Origin of the sequence: Amycolatopsis circi, assembly GCF_003385235.1 — a bacterium.
Classification (GTDB): Bacteria; Actinomycetota; Actinomycetes; order Mycobacteriales; family Pseudonocardiaceae; genus Amycolatopsis; species Amycolatopsis circi.
The window spans coordinates 37,526-52,023 of sequence record NZ_PQIA01000057.1 but is presented as its reverse complement, the minus strand read 5'-3'; the positions used below and the strand labels follow the sequence as shown (position 1 = coordinate 52,023).

The following is a 14,498-nucleotide window of genomic DNA, read 5'->3' as shown; positions in this document are numbered from 1 at the left end:
CCCCCAGCCAGTCCCCTTTCTGGGTACACCGTACCCATGCGCCACGCCCCCGCCGCGTGCCAAGCTGCGACCCATGTCGCGAGCGGGTTCCGAACCGTCCGGCGCGTACGGGGGGCCCCGGTGCTTCCGGCCAGCCGCGCAGCCGCTGGTCAACGCCGCGTCGAGACAGTTGCGCGCCGCCTTGCCCGAATCTGACGCGGCCGAACTCGCCGCCGTCAGCCTGGGAATGGCGGACTGGCTCAGCGACCGCCTGTGCGCCGCCGCGGCTCGGACGCTCGTCGCCCGCCTCAAGACCGAGTCTTTCGCCTCCTTGCTGGCCGGCGATCCGCTCCCGGACGTCCTGGCACAGCACCCGGGCCTAGCCGAGCTTCTCGCCGCTCTCACGCGCAACGCCATCGCCGCCGCCGTGGAATTGCTGGCCCGCTTCGACCAGGACCGCGCTCTGATAGCCGGATTCCTCGGCAGCGACCCCGGCCGGGTAATGACCGTGGCGTTCGGCCGCGGCGACGCGCATTGCGGCGGCCGGACCGTCAGCGAACTCGGCTTCGCCTCCGGTGCCCGGCTGATCTACCGCCCGCGCCCGGTCGGCTTGCACGCGCGCTGGAACGACCTGCTCGCCGACCTCGCCCCGCTTCTCGGCGACCTCGCCCCGTCCGGTGCGGCGGTTCTGGAACGCCCCGGATACGGCTGGGTCGAGTACGTCCACGCCCGGCCCGCCGCCGACGTCGGCCAGTTCTACCACAGGCTGGGCGCGCAACTCGCGCTGCTGCACGTCCTCGGCGCCACCGACATCCACGCGGAGAACGTCGTGGCGGCTGGCGACCATCCGATCGTGGTGGACGTCGAAACGCTCTTCCAGCCCCGCTGGACCCCGCACACCGACGGCGGTTCCGATCCTGCCTTGACGGCGCTGGAAACCTCCGTCCTGAACACTTTTGTCCTGCCGCGACCGGTGTTCGGCCCGCACGGCCGCTTGGACCTGTCCGCATTCGGCGGCCGCCCCGGCCAGTTCCCGCACGACCTGCCCGTCTGGGCCGAGGCGGGCACCGACCGGATGCGCCTGGTCCGCGGCCCCGCCCCGTACGCAGGCGGACAGAATCTCCCGGCACCGTCAGTCGATCCGGCCGCCTACGCTGGTGCTTTCCTGGACGGCCTACGCACCGCTTACCGTTCGCTCGCCGCGGGCCGGGATACCGTGCTCCACGGCCTGGACCGGTTCGCGGGTGCCGAGCTGCGGATCGTGCCGCGTGCGAGCGAGTGGTACGCCGACTTGCTCCGCGAGTCCACCGAACCGGTGTTCTTGCGCGAGATCGACGGCCGGGCGAAGGCGTTCGCCGCGCTCGACGAGGTCACCGCTTACCCGCACTTCGCCCGCTTCGCCGACGCTTCCCGGGCGGACCTGCTGGCGGGGGACATCCCGTATTTCGCTGCTTCGGTTGATGGACGCGAGGTCCGGACTGCTTCTGGGGCACGGCTTCCGGAGGTGCTGGAAACCGACGGCCTGACCGCGGCGCGAGCGCGGATCGCCAGCCTGGGGGAGCGGGACCTTAGCGCCCAGCTGTGGTTCGCCGAGGCAGCGTTGGCGACGATGACGCCCTTCGCCGGTCACCGCCTGCTTCCGGGCTCCGCGGTTTCCCAGGAGACCCCCGATCCGGCGCGATTGCTCGACCTGGCAGTGGGCATCGGCGACGACCTGCTGCGGCGGGGCAATGCCGATGCGGTGCGGATCAACTGGCCGTCGCTGGAAATCGCCGAGGACGGGGACTGGTGCGTCCGGCAGCTGGGCGCTTCGTTGGGCAGCGGGTACTGCGGAGTGGCGCTGTTCCTCGCGGAGTTAGGAAAGATCAGCGGACGGGACCGTTTCCTCGACGCCGCGGCAAGGACAGTCCGGCCCCTGCCAGGACTGATCGAGTTGCTGGACAGCTACGCGTCGCTGGCGGTGGGCGTCGGGCCCGGCGCGTTCAGCGGGTTGGGCGGGATTGCCTACACCGTTACGCGGCTGGCCGGTTTGCTGGCGGATTCGACGTTCGAGAGCTTGATTCCCGCGGCGTTGCGCGCGACCGCGGCCGCGGCCCGGGCTGCCGAGGCGGCGGATGTCGCCGATGGCCTGGCCGGGGCCCTGCTCGCTGTCTCGGCGGTGGCGGTCGAGAATGGTTCGTCGGACGCGGGTGCGTTGGTCGAGGAGTTGGGGGAGCGGCTGGCCGCGCTTTCTCCATTGCGTACGGCCGGATTCCTCTTCGGCCGGGCCGGGGTGACGCACGCTCTGCGGCTGGCCGGTCGCGTCCCGTCCGGATCCGAAGGGCAGGTGACGGGGCTCGGCTGGTGCTCCGGTCTGGCCGGTCTCGTCCTCGCTGATCCACGTCCCAGTCTGGTCGCCCGGTTCCGGACCGAGCTGGAGCAACGGCATCCGTCGCCGGACCATTCGCTGTGCCACGGAGAACTCGGCGTCCTGGACGCGGCGAGGTCGGTCGGCGCGCCGGTCCGGCTCCCGCGCGGAGAACTCGCCTGCGGAACCCCGGGCGCGGTCCCGGCGCCGGGTCTGCTGCACGGACTGGCCGGGATCGGCCACGGCCTGCTGCGGCTCGGGTTCGCCGACCGGGTCCCGGCGCTTTCCCTCTTGGAACCGGCACCCGGGATGGTGCCGGTTCCCGACCACCACTAGGAAAACCCATCGGAAGGAGAACCGGAAATGCACGAGGACGTCCAGCCCGCCCCGGGCGCGGAGGAGACCGCCGCGGAGGCCGAACGGGTGCTGCCTGCCTGGCAGCGGCAGTGGGTGCGCGCGGCGGTGCTGACCGGGATGACCGTCGGCGCGGTCGCGGTGGCCGCAATCGCCGGCGACCCGAGCACGGTCGCCGGGCTCAGCTGAGGCGGACGGCTCCGGCAGCGGGGGAGCGAAGACCGGGCGGGGGTTCGGTGGGTGGCCGGGTGTCTGTTGTGGACACTCGGCCATCTCACCGTGCCGGTGACGGGAGCGGCGGGCTGGCGCGTCGCGGCCCGGGGGAGAGGATCCCGAGTGTCTACTGTGGACTGTTGGGGTCCGCTTCCCGGGCGACGACCGCGCCGACGAGTCGCGCCATGCCCGCCGAAATGGCCTCGACCGCGGCCGCGCTCTCGGCGCCCAGGTCGTGCCGCGACGCCAGCCATTCGGCGTCGTCGCGGGTCAGCCAGGTCCGGCCCGACGAATCCTGCCACGCGAGAGCCTTCATCGGCAGGTCGAGACCGCTCGTCTGCCGGTCCTGCATCAACGGCGTGCCGCCCCGGGGGTGGCCGAAGATCAGCAGTTCCGTCGGCCGGAGCGCCATTCCGGCGTTGACCGCGTTGGCCGCGTGGTCGATCCGCGCGAACACGAGCAGTCCCGCCTCGGCGACCGCGGCCTCCAGCCGGTCGATCGTCTCCCGGACCGGCCAGGCGCTGGCAGTCGTGATCATGCCGGGCCCGGTCATCGGCCCGGCCCCGAATCGCCCAGTACCGCCGTCGCGTACTCGCACAGCGTCGTCCGGTCCGGGGCCTGCGTCTTGGCCAGCAAGCTCGCCACGTGCTTCTCCACCGTCCGCACCGAGATGTGCATCCGCTGCGACAGCGCCCGGTTCCCCAGCCGCTCCGGCATCAGCTGCAGTACCTCGAACTCCCGCCGCGTCACGCCGATGCCGCGCAGTTTCGGCGGGATGCGTTCGGTGCCGGAGCTGTGGTAGCGCACCGGGGTGCCCGTCCGCCGCAGCAGCGACCGGCAGGCGCCGGCCAGGACGTCGATGCTTCCGTGGAAGTGGTTCTCCGCGTCGGCCAGCCATTGGCCGGGCTTGCCCCAGCTGTCGGCGAGGGCGGCTTCGGACACCAGGCGCAGGGCGAGGTGCCGCGCGGTCGGGAAGACCGACGAGGCGGCGACGGCGGTGTCCATCTCCCGCTCGGCGGCATCGGGTCGGCCGGCGCGGCCGTGGTGCACCGCGCGGGCGAAGCCCAGGAATTGCCGGTTCCAGCGCATCCGGCCGACTTGGGCGCCGGCCGCCTGTTCTACTTCCGCCGGATCGCCGGTGCCGTCGACCGCATTGAGCAAATGGACCAATCCGAAAGTACCGGAAAAGTGGAAATAGGCTTCCAGTCCGCCGTATTCTGCCATCAATTCGGCGGACAAGGCCCGAGCGCCTTCGCGATCTTCGGTAAGCAGCGCGCAGAACAGTTCGGCCAATCCTTTGGTCAACGGCGCCTCGCGGGAGTTTTCGCCGCCGGCCGCGCGGAATTCCCGCAGGGCGGTGCGCATCTCCTGGCAGCGGCCCCGGTGCGCGGCGAGCACGGCGCGCAGCATCAGGGCGTACCGGATCACCGAGTGCAGCCGCAGCCGTCCGCATTCCGCCAGGCTGGCGGTAAGGATCCGCTCGGCCTGGTCGTAGTCCGCGCGCAGCACCGCGGCGTAGGCGAGGTTCGCGTATACGTTGCTGGCCAACGTGATACAGCCGGACCGCAACGTCTCGCGGTAGGCGTACTCGAGGGCGGAAGCTTCGCCCTCGGCGAGCCAGGCGTTGGCGCCCAGGCCGATGAGGCCGTGGTTGCGCCAGGTGGTCAGCTGGTGTTCGGTGCCGAGTGCCAGCGTGCGCCGGTAGCCTTCGTCCGACTCGGCCAGCGAACGGCCGCGGGTGCTGAAACCGATTGCGTACCAAGCCTTGCACGCCGTCTCGGGATCGTCGGCTGGATCGATGCCGCGGATCGCCCGCCGGGCCAGCGCTTCGCTGCGGCTGACGTGGTCGGCGTCCGCGCCGGTGCGGCACGAGGTGAGGTAAGCGTCGACTACGTCGATCACCGCGGTGTCGGCTTCGGACGCCTCCGGCGGCAACAGGGCGCGAGCGGCGGCGACCTGGCGCACGCCGTCCTCCCAGCGCCCGGCGACCTGCGCGGCCCACGCCATCCGGACCTGCCGGCGGATCTGGCTTTCGGTGTTCCACAAGGGATTTCCCAGCCGCAGCTCGGCGGCGACCTCGGCGGCGCGGTCGAACTGGCCGTCCTCAGCGAGCGCGGTGAGCAGGGCTTCGAGGAGTTCTCCGCGCAGCTGGCACCAGCTGTTCTCCTCGGACAGCATGTCGAGGGCGTTGTCGAGCACGGCGACCGCGGTGGACGGGCCGCCCGCGTGCAATGCGCGGCGGGCCGTTTCCAGGTACAGCCGGGCGGCGGCGGGCAGGTCGCCGCCGCGCCGGTGCAGGTCGGCGGCGAGGTGGCACCAGGAGCCGGGCAGTCCGGGGTACAGCTCGGCGATCGCTTGCGCTACCCGGCCGGAGAGGGTGACCTGATCGGCCGGGGTGGTCAGGGACAGCAGGGCTTCTTCGGTCAGCGGATGTTCGAAGGAGTACCAGCCGGGGGTGCCGTCGCCGCGGGTCAGCAGGCGTTCGGCGACGGCGGCGCGGACGTGGGCCAGCAGGGTGCGGTCGTCGAGTCCGAGGCAGCGTTGCACGACCGGCAAGGGGAAAGTCCGGCCGACGATCGCCGCGACCGACAGCAGCCGCATCCCGTCCGGGCCGAGTTGCGAGGCCCGCTGTTCGACCGCTTGCACGAGGCTGAGCGGCACCCGTTTTCGCTTCCCGCCCACGAGTTGCCAGCCGGCGGGACGGCGCACGAGATCCTTCGTGGACACCGCGTGCCGGGTGAGTTCCGCGGCAGCGAACGGATTCCCGCGGCTTTGCGAGTACAGGTGCTCGGCGGCCGACGTGCTGATCTCGCCGGGCGGGCAGCCGAGGATCGAGGCGACGAGTCCGGTCACGCCGGCGCGGTCGAGGCGGTCGAGTTCGACCGGGGTCGCGTCGCCGCGCTGGGCCAGGGTCTTCACCAGGTCCGCGGCGGCGGACGTGCCGACCCGGACGGTGCCCAGCACGAGCACCGGCTGCCCGCGCAGGTTCGACGCGAGATAATCCAGCACTGCCAGCGTTTCCCGGTCCGCCCAGTGCAGGTCGTCGACGACCAGCAGGCATCCGCGGTCGCGGCCGAACCACGACGTCAGCCGCAGGATCGCCTCGGCGAGCACGAGCAGCGACGTCTCCCGCGGCTCCGGCCGCGCCCAGTCCGGCACCAGCCGCCCGAGCGCGGGAAGGTAGGGCGCGAGCAGTTCGTCGTCCGGGCGGCGCTCGGTGCGCGCCAGCGAAAGCAGCGCCTCGGCCAGCGGCCGGAACGGGATCGCCGGACCCGTCGAACTGGCCCGCCCGCGCACCGCCACCATGCCCGCCGCCCGCGCTTGTTCCGCGGCCGCTTCCGCGACGGAGGTCTTGCCGATCCCCGGTTCGCCGGTGAGCACGACCATGGCTCCGCAGGAGGCTCGGGCCGCGCTCAGGAACCCGGCCAGCCCGGCCAGTTCGCTCTCCCGTCCGATGAGCATTTCCACCCCTTCAGCCGAACGGCTCGCGGTCGACGGCTTTCGCCCGCAGCCGGTCTGCTCCCCCGCCGCGAAATGCTATACGCAGGCGCCCGCTTTCGTGGGGGCAGAAATACCGCCGTTCCACCTTGTGGCGCAATTGTGCGCACGGCCCGAAATCGTTTAGTCACAGCCGGAAACATTCTTCGTCGCCCGGAGTGGACGGACGGCGACTCTTTGGGTGCGCAGCACCCATGCGTCCGCCGCCCCCGCCGGGAAAGAGTGGAGCGGACGGGAACGACCCGGGCGGGGAAGGAGGTCGTTTCGCCATGACGCCGAACCGGCTGTCCTTCACCGAGACTGCACCGGGGATCCGGATTAATCAGACTAATGCGGCGGGCGGCCGATTGGCCGCGACAAAGGCTCCCGTGGTGCTGGCGGACGGCGGGCAAGGCGAAGCGGATCTGCCGCGCACCCGGACTACGGCGGTCAAGCGATGACCGCGACCACCGCCCCCGCGGTTCTGGCCGACGGCGGACTCAGCCAAGGCGAAGCCGACCTGTCCTGCAGCTACGCCGCGGTCCGCACCCTGCGCCGGCTGGGCCGTACCCCGGCCGAACCCGCTGGTATCGCGAGGTTCCTGCGGTCCCGCCGCAACAGCGACGGCGGCTACACCTGGCAACGCGGCCTCCCGTCGGACGGCTGGGCCACCTACTGCTGCACCCGTGTCCTGCGGGACCTCGGCGAGGAAATCGACGAACCCGCCCGCGTCGCCGAATGGGTGTCCGGCACCGGCACCGTCGAAGGCGGCTTCGCGATGGCCGCGGGCCAGCCGCCGGACGTGTGGGCGACCTGGTGCGCGACAAAGACTTTGGTCGAGATCACCGGCACCGCCACTCCAGAGCCGGCACGGCACGCCGGGTGGCTGGCGGCGTTGCAGCGCCCGGACGGCGGCCTCGCCTGGCAGCCCGGCTCGAACTCGTCGGACGCCCGTGCCTGCTACTACGGCGTGCGCGCGTGGCGAGCAGTAACGACCGCGCCATTGCCGTGGCGGACCGGACCACTGGTCTCGTGGCTGTGCGAGCAGCAAACCGTCGAAGGCGGATTCCGGTTCGCGCCCGGCTCGGCCGTCTGCCTGTGGGCGACGTTCCGCGCGGTGCTGACGTTGCGCGTCCTCGGGGCACAACCGCCCGACCCAGCGGGGGCGCTCGCGTGGATCGGCGACCGGCGACTCCCCGGAGGCGGCTACGAACGCTGGCCCGGCTACGGCCGTTCCGACATCTGGGCGTGCTTCTCCGCGGTCGGCGCACTCACCGCGCTCGGCTACGACCTTCCGACGGAGGAAGCGGACGCGATCGCCGAAGCGGTGGCCCGCTGCCGGCTGACGGGCAGCGGCTACACCTACCGAAGCCCGGACGCCGCGGGGGACAGCCTCGCCACCGCGGCCGGTCTGCTCACGTCGGCGCGGTCCGGTTCTTCCGCGCCGGGATTGGTCCGCTGGTTGCAGAACGCGCAGCTGCCCGCGGAAGACGGCGTGGTCTACATGCCCGGCCAAGGGGCGGAAGTCCGTTGCACGCAATGGGCCTTCGAAGCGTTGCGGGCGAGCGGACACCGTCTCGACGAACGTCGCCTGCGCCGCTGGATCGCGCGGCTGCAGAACCCGGACGGCGGTTTCGCGCACCTGCTCGGCCGCGGCTCCGACCTCGTCTCCACCGCCGCCGCAGTCGAGTTGGCCGACCGGCTCACCGGCGGTCGTCCCACCACGATCCTCGACGGCGCACGAGCGGTCGCTTTCGTGACCCTCTGCCGCGACGGCGGCCTGGTCGATCCGGCCTCAGCCGGTACGGCCGCCGCCAGTGCCGCCGCGCAAGCCGCCCGAGTGCTGCACCTGCTCGGCGCCCGGCTGGCCGCGGCGAACCTGCACGCCGGGCTGGCCTGCTACGCCCGGGCGACCGGCGGATACGCCGCGTCCGCGCTCGGGCTTCCCGACCTCGCCACCACTTACCAGGTGGTGCGCACCGACCAATGCCTCGGCCGCGAGTCCGACCGCGCCTGCGTCGCCCGCTTTCTCTTCCGGGTCGAACTGGGCGACGGGCACTACGCCTGGAGCCCGCGTTCGCGCACGGCGGCCGGGCCGCTCGCCGACTGCCTCGGCGCACTCCTGCGCGCGTGGCTGACCGATCCGGCGGCCCTGCTGCCGCCCTTGAACTGGTGAAAGAAGGCAAACCGAGCCGGCGCGCGCCGGCCGGGAACCGCATTCCGCTCAGCACCGCGAAGGGAGCAACGGGTGAGTACAGTGCACGACAGTACCGCGGAGGGCAAGAAGAAATCGCTTGCCGACATGTTGGCCCGTGCACGCGCCAAGATCACCGACGGACCGCGGCCCCGCCAGGACCGCGGCAACGTGCCGCTGTCGTATTCGCAGGACACCTTGTGGGTGGTGGACCAGCTCGCCACCGGAAAATCGACCTATAACGTCGCGTTCCTCTTCCGCCTCGAAGGCGACCTGGACGCCGACGCGCTCACCGAGTCCTTCGCCAGCATCGTCCGCCGCCACGAAGCACTGCGGACCTACGTGCTCGAGGAGAACGACGAATTCTTCCAGGGGATCGTCGAGGATCCCGAGATCGTCGTCCCGCGGTCGACCGCGCCGTCGGAGGCCGAAGCCCGCCGGATGCTGGACGAACTCGCCGAAGTCGGGATGACGCTGACGGAGTTCCCGCTGTGGCGCGCGGATCTGATGCGGGTCCGCCCCGACCTGCACTACTTCGGCCTGGTCGTGCACCACATCGTCTTCGACGGGGTGTCGACGGCCATCTTCTTCGACGAACTCGAGAAGGAATACAACGCGCGCCGGGCCGGCACCACGCCGCTCGTGGAACCGCCCGCCGTCCAGTTCGCCGACTTCAGCGAATGGCAGCGCAAGCAGATGCGCGCCGGGGCCTGGCAGGCCAGCGCGGACCATTGGGCGGAAGCGCTGCGCGACGTAGAGGTGATGGACATCCCCGGCGACCGCCCGCTGCCGCCCGCGGTGACCTATCCCGGCTACGCAGTGGTCCAGACCTGCGAAGGTCTCGCGACCCAGGCCAACCGGCTCGCCTCGTCGCTCGCGACCACCCCGATCACCGTTTACGCCACGGTGATGGCTTGCCTGTACCACCGGTATTCCGGGTCCGGCGACGTCGTCTTCGGCATGCCCAGCGCGAACCGCGCCGAGGTCGAAACCGAGCGGACCCTCGGCTTCTTCATCAACATGCTGCCGCTGCGGTTCCAGCTCGACCCGGAGGAGACCTTCCAGGAGTCGATCAAACGGGTCCAGCAGCGGCTGCGCGGCGCGCAGGCGCACGGGTACCTGCCGCTGGAGCAGATCATCGCGAGCGCGCAGGTCCGGCGCGACCCGTCGCGGTCCACGTTGTTCCAGTACACGCTGACGATGAACGAGTGGACCGAGCCGATGCGCCTCGACGGCGTGTCCGCGACGGAGGTCGAGGTCCCCACGACGCGGGCGAAGTTCTTCCAGCAGTGGACGATCGCGCGCAGCGGCCCGGACCTCGAGGTGCACACCGCCTACAACACCGACATCTTCGACCAGGCGACGATCGAAACCATGCAGCGGGTGTTCGTCTGGCTGCTGCGCAGCGCGATCGCCGAACCGGGCATCAGCCTGCGCGAACTGTGGGCCCACGACACTGAATCCCGCCGGATCCAGGCCCGGCTCGGCATCGGCACGCAGACACCGGTGCCGACCGGCAACGTCTACGCGCACTTCTGCCAGGTCGCCGACGAGCACGCGGACCGGCTGGCCGTCAGCAGTCCCGGAAAAGACCTGACCTACCAGGAATTGCGCCAACGGGTGGACGCGCTTCGCGGCTATTTGGCCGAAGCCGGAGTCCGCGCGGGCGATCGGGTCGGCGTCGCGCTGGAACCGTCGGCCGACTTCTCCGCGACCGTCCTGGCGCTGCTGGCGATAGGCGCGGTGTACGTGCCGATCGACGCGATGAACCCGCGCGGCCGGATCGAGGCGATCATCGAGGACGCAGACCTGCGCTGCGTGGTCTGCGACGCGACGACAGCCGGCATAGCGCCCGGCGCGGAATGCCGCTTGCCGGTCGAGGCCCCGGTTCCGGCGAGCCTGCCCGAACCGGCGCGCGGCGGCAACGACGTCGCGTACCTGATGTACACCTCGGGAAGCACCGGCAAGCCGAAGGGCGTGCTGATCACCCACGACAACATCCTCGGCTTCATCCGGAACGTCCGGACGCTGTTCGAACTCAGCCCGGCCGACCGCGTGCTGGGCTACGCGTCCTGCGGGTTCGACGTGTCGGTGTTCGAGATGTTCGGTGCGCTGCTGAGCGGGGCGTCGCTGCACGTCGTGCCGTCGGCGATGCGGCTGAGCATGGCGGAGGTCCAGCAGTTCCTGGAGGACCACCGGGTCACCGTGACCGACCTGCCGCCGTCGGTGATGAAGCTGCTCGACCCGGGTCCGCTGAACGAACTGCGCATCGTGTTCGTCGGCGGCGAGGCGTTCTCGCACGAGCTGGTGCGCGCATGGGGCAAGGGCAGGCGCATTTTCAACGGCTACGGCGTCACCGAATGCACCGTGACCAGCGTCGTCGAGGAACTGGAAGAGCCGCTGCCGCCGGCCGGGCTGCCGATCGGCGGCCCGATGGACAACCACGTCGCCTACGTGCTGGACGAGCGCAACCGGCCGGTGCCCCAAGGCGTCATCGGGCAGCTGGCGCTCGGCGGGGTCGGGCTGACGCCGGGCTACTGGCGCCGCGACGAGGACAACCGGGAGAAGTTCGTCCAGGATCCGGTCGGGCCCGATCCGTCCGCGCGGGTGTATCTGACCGGGGATCTGGTGCGGCACAACGGAGACGGCCGGCTGGTGTACGTCGGACGGCGCGACCGGCAGGTCAAGATCAACGGCGTGCGGATCGAGGTCGGCGAGATCGAGAGCGTGCTCCGCGCCGCCGAGGGGCTCCGCAACGTGTACGTCCAGATCCGCCAGGACGGCGAGCAGAAGCGGATCGTCGCTTACTGCGCGACCGGGGGAGCGAAGCAGGCGAGCGAAAGCTCGCTGCGGGACTACTGCCGCAAGCGGCTGGTGTCCACGATGCAGCCGTCGACGTTCGTGCTGCTGGACGAACTGCCGATCAACGGCAGCGGGAAGATCGACGAACGCGCGCTGCCGGACGCCGATTTCACCGTCGAGGCCGCGCCCGCGGAGGAACTCACCGATCTCGAACGGGCGATGCTGACCGACGCGTTCGGCCCGATCCTCGGCCGCACCGATTTCCCCAAAACGGCGAGCTTCTTCGACCTCGGCGGCACGAGTCTGCAAGCCGCGCAACTGGTTTCGAAGATCAAGAAGCTGTTCTCGGCGACGATCTCGCTCGCCGCGTTCTTCAACGATTCGAGCGTGCAGAGCATGGCGCTGGAGGTCGAACGGGCGCGGCTGGCCTCGCTGTCGGCCGAGGAACTGGAGAAGGCCATCGCCGGGATGACCGAAGAGGACGTCGCCCGGCTGCTGGCCGGCGAGTGAGCGGACGCGGAGCGCATCCGGAAAGGAGGAGAGATGGACGGTGACGGCAAACGCCTGAGCAGCTATCTCAGCGCGAGGTCGGCGGCACCGGGCGTGCCGGGGCTGGTCGAGCTGAGCCGGTCGGCCCCCGGCGCGAAGGCCCTGCTGTTCGCGCATCCGGTCGGCGGCAGCCTGCTGGCCTATCAGCCGCTGGTCCGGAGATTCCCGGAATACCGCTGCTGGGGGCTGGAATCGTCGCGGGCGGTGCTCGACGACGGCGAGCCGACGGAGTCGATGCAGGATCTCGCCCGCCGCTACGCGGAAGTTCTCGCGGAGCATTGCCCGGACCTCGATTTGGTGTGCGGCTGGTCTTTCGGCGGCGCGCTGGCCTGGGAAATCGCCAATCTGCGGGCGGCTCGCGGCAAGCGGCCGAAGGTGGTGCTGCTCGACTCGACGTGGTCGACCATCGCGTACGAGGAGTCGACGCACGCCGAGGAACTGGAGTGGTTCGTCCGCGACGCGTTGCGGTCCGGCGGGCACGACGGCGAGTTCCCGGCGGGCACCGAGGCCGAAGCGGCCGAGATCGTCGGCATGGACGAGGAGACCTTCTCCGAACGTCTCCGGATCTTCGGCCACAACAGCCGTCTTCTCCGCAAATGGAAGCCGACGCCGGGCGACCTGGACGTCGTCGTGGTGCGCGCGGCGGAGTCCTTCAAACGGGACTGGCGCACGGTGACCTCGGGCGAGGTCGATGTCCAGGAGTTGCCCGGCGAGCACTACGGCCTGTTGCAGAACGCCGACACCCTCGCCACCATCGAGAAGATCATCCGGAGCGCCCTGGATCTTCCGACGAGCACGCCGGTGGTCAGCACCGGTGCCGAGCCCGATCTGCGCGCGTCGTTGAAAGAGCTGGTCGACACGCCGCACTGGCACGATCTGGTGCTGCGAGCCCGGAAAATGGAGCCGGAAGCGATCGCCGAGGCCTACCGGGAACTCGGCCGGCGCGGGCTGCTCACGCCGGACTGGCCGGTCGAATTCGGCGGCGCGGGCTTGTCGACGAAGGTCGGCATCGAGCTGTTCGAGCAGTTCATCGCCACCGGGCTGCCGGACCTCGTGTACGCGCTCACCGTGCAGATCGTCGGCTACTTCGTGCTGAAATCCGGCTCGGACCGGCTGAAACAAGACCTGCTTCCGCGGCTCAGCCGGGGCGAGGAATTCGCCACCGTGCTCTACAGCGAGCCGCGAGCGGGCAGCGATCTCGCGTCGCTGCGCGCCCGGGCGGACCGCCGAGGCGACCGTTATGTCCTCAACGGCGTCAAGGTGTTCAGCATCTACAGCCACATCTCGGGCTCGGCGCTGGTCGCCGCCCGAACTGGGGATGACGGCCATAAATACGACGGCATCACGCTTTTCGTCATCGACCTCGCCTCGGCGGGCGTGACGGTCGAGCTGGTCGAGACCATTCAGCCCGAGCAGATGTGCCGCGTCCGGCTGAAGGACGTCGAAGTCGAGAGCTGGCGGCGGATCGGGGAAGAGGGTCGCGGCTGGGCCTTGCTCGACGGTGCCCTGGCCATCGAACGCACCGGGATCGACCACGTCGTCCGAGCGGCGCGCTGGTTGAAAGCCCTGCGTGCGGCGGCGGTCGGCCCGGATGAGCTGCAGCTGCTCGAAGGCCAAGTCGAATGCGCGACGACAGTGGCACGCGCGGCTACGGAGGTGTTCCTTCGCCCCGATGCGACAGCGACCGACACCGCGGTGGCCAAGCTGTACACCAGCGAGACGTGTCAGCAGGTGGGGCACGAGGTGCTGCGCCGCTGGCGGACGCTCCGGACCGAGTCGCACGACGGTCTGGTCCGCGAGGAACTGTTGTCCGGGCTCACGGAATCGCCCGGACTCACGCTGTCGGCCGGTTCGTCGGAGATCATGCTGTCGACGCTTTCGGTGGACCTCAAGGAGGACTACTCCACCCGATGCCGCGACATCCTGCACCGGTTCGGCGGCGAACTCGCCGACGCGGTGGTCGAGGTGCTCGAACCGGTCGGGGCCGGGATCAAGGCGAAACCGTTGTTCAGTTACTCCGCCGATCGTCGCGGCGCGCTGGCGGAAACGTTGGCGGAGCTGGGCTTCGACCAGGTGGAAACCCCCGAAGACGACGGCGGACTCGGTCTCGGCCTCGCCGTCGGCTGCTCGATCACCTTGAGCCTGGGATACCTCGGGTTCGAGAACGCTTACCAGTCCTCGGCCGAGCCCGGATCCCGCGAAGGACGGGTGCGACACGCGGCCTACGTGCTGGGTCTTGGTCTCGGACTGTTCCGCACCGCCTGGGAACACGCCGCCGGTCGCGAGCAGTTCGGCCGGAAGCTCGTCGACATCGACGCGCTGATGTTCCCGCTCATCCGGTCCTACGCCGAGCTGCGCGCGGTGAGCACCCGGCTCCAGGAGATCGCGAACACCCTGCCCGACTTGGACGACGCGGCGCTGCGCCGGTTCGAACTGGTCGAACAGGACGCCATGGTGCGCGCGGTGCGCGCGTCGATGCAGGTGCTGGGGGCACAGGGCATCACGGAGTGGTCGGTCGCCTCGCGGTTTTACCTGCGGTGCGCGGAGAACCTCGGGCTTTCTGCCTGACTTTCACGCAAAGGA

The 14,498-nt window shown here is 70.6% G+C and carries 8 protein-coding genes; 6 read left to right on the top strand and 2 right to left on the bottom strand.

The window, feature by feature from the left end; genetic code table 11:
• The first annotated feature begins 73 nt into the window (after positions 1 to 73).
• A complete protein-coding gene (locus D0D37_RS23745) occupies positions 74 to 2,662 on the top strand; it encodes a type 2 lanthipeptide synthetase LanM family protein (protein WP_116202771.1) in 2,589 nt (862 codons plus the stop codon).
• Positions 2,663 to 2,689: 27 nt separating this feature from the next.
• Complete coding sequence (locus D0D37_RS23740) at positions 2,690 to 2,869, top strand: hypothetical protein (RefSeq protein WP_116202770.1); 180 nt, start codon at positions 2,690 to 2,692, stop codon at positions 2,867 to 2,869.
• 151 nt (positions 2,870 to 3,020) lie between these two features.
• Here D0D37_RS23740 and D0D37_RS23735 read toward each other — a convergent pair whose 3' ends face one another.
• Together D0D37_RS23735 and D0D37_RS23730 are read right to left on the bottom strand one after the other, a co-directional pair.
• Positions 3,021 to 3,431, bottom strand: a complete 411-nt coding sequence (locus D0D37_RS23735; RefSeq protein WP_244223645.1) for a DUF302 domain-containing protein — start codon at positions 3,429 to 3,431, stop codon at positions 3,021 to 3,023.
• An 11-nt stretch (positions 3,432 to 3,442) separates the two neighbouring features.
• Complete coding sequence (locus D0D37_RS23730; RefSeq protein WP_162834435.1) at positions 3,443 to 6,355, bottom strand: helix-turn-helix transcriptional regulator; 2,913 nt, start codon at positions 6,353 to 6,355, stop codon at positions 3,443 to 3,445.
• Between the two features lie 305 nt (positions 6,356 to 6,660).
• Here D0D37_RS23730 and D0D37_RS46790 point away from each other — a divergent pair, with 305 nt between their 5' ends.
• From D0D37_RS46790 to D0D37_RS23715, 4 genes are all read left to right on the top strand, one after another.
• On the top strand, positions 6,661 to 6,831 hold the full coding sequence (locus tag D0D37_RS46790) for a hypothetical protein (RefSeq protein WP_162834434.1): 171 nt from the start codon (positions 6,661 to 6,663) through the stop codon (positions 6,829 to 6,831).
• Positions 6,828 to 8,546, top strand: a complete 1,719-nt coding sequence (locus D0D37_RS23725) for a prenyltransferase/squalene oxidase repeat-containing protein (protein ID WP_116202767.1) — start codon at positions 6,828 to 6,830, stop codon at positions 8,544 to 8,546. The genes D0D37_RS46790 and D0D37_RS23725 overlap by 4 nt, the downstream gene beginning before the upstream one ends.
• Before the next feature lie 72 nt (positions 8,547 to 8,618).
• The gene (locus tag D0D37_RS23720) at positions 8,619 to 11,876 is read left to right on the top strand and encodes a non-ribosomal peptide synthetase (RefSeq protein WP_162834433.1); all 3,258 of its coding nucleotides are present in this window, start codon (positions 8,619 to 8,621) and stop codon (positions 11,874 to 11,876) included.
• A 33-nt stretch (positions 11,877 to 11,909) separates the two neighbouring features.
• Positions 11,910 to 14,483, top strand: coding sequence for a thioesterase domain-containing protein (locus D0D37_RS23715; protein WP_116202765.1), 2,574 nt, complete (start codon positions 11,910 to 11,912; stop codon positions 14,481 to 14,483).
• The last annotated feature ends 15 nt before the right edge of the window (positions 14,484 to 14,498 follow it).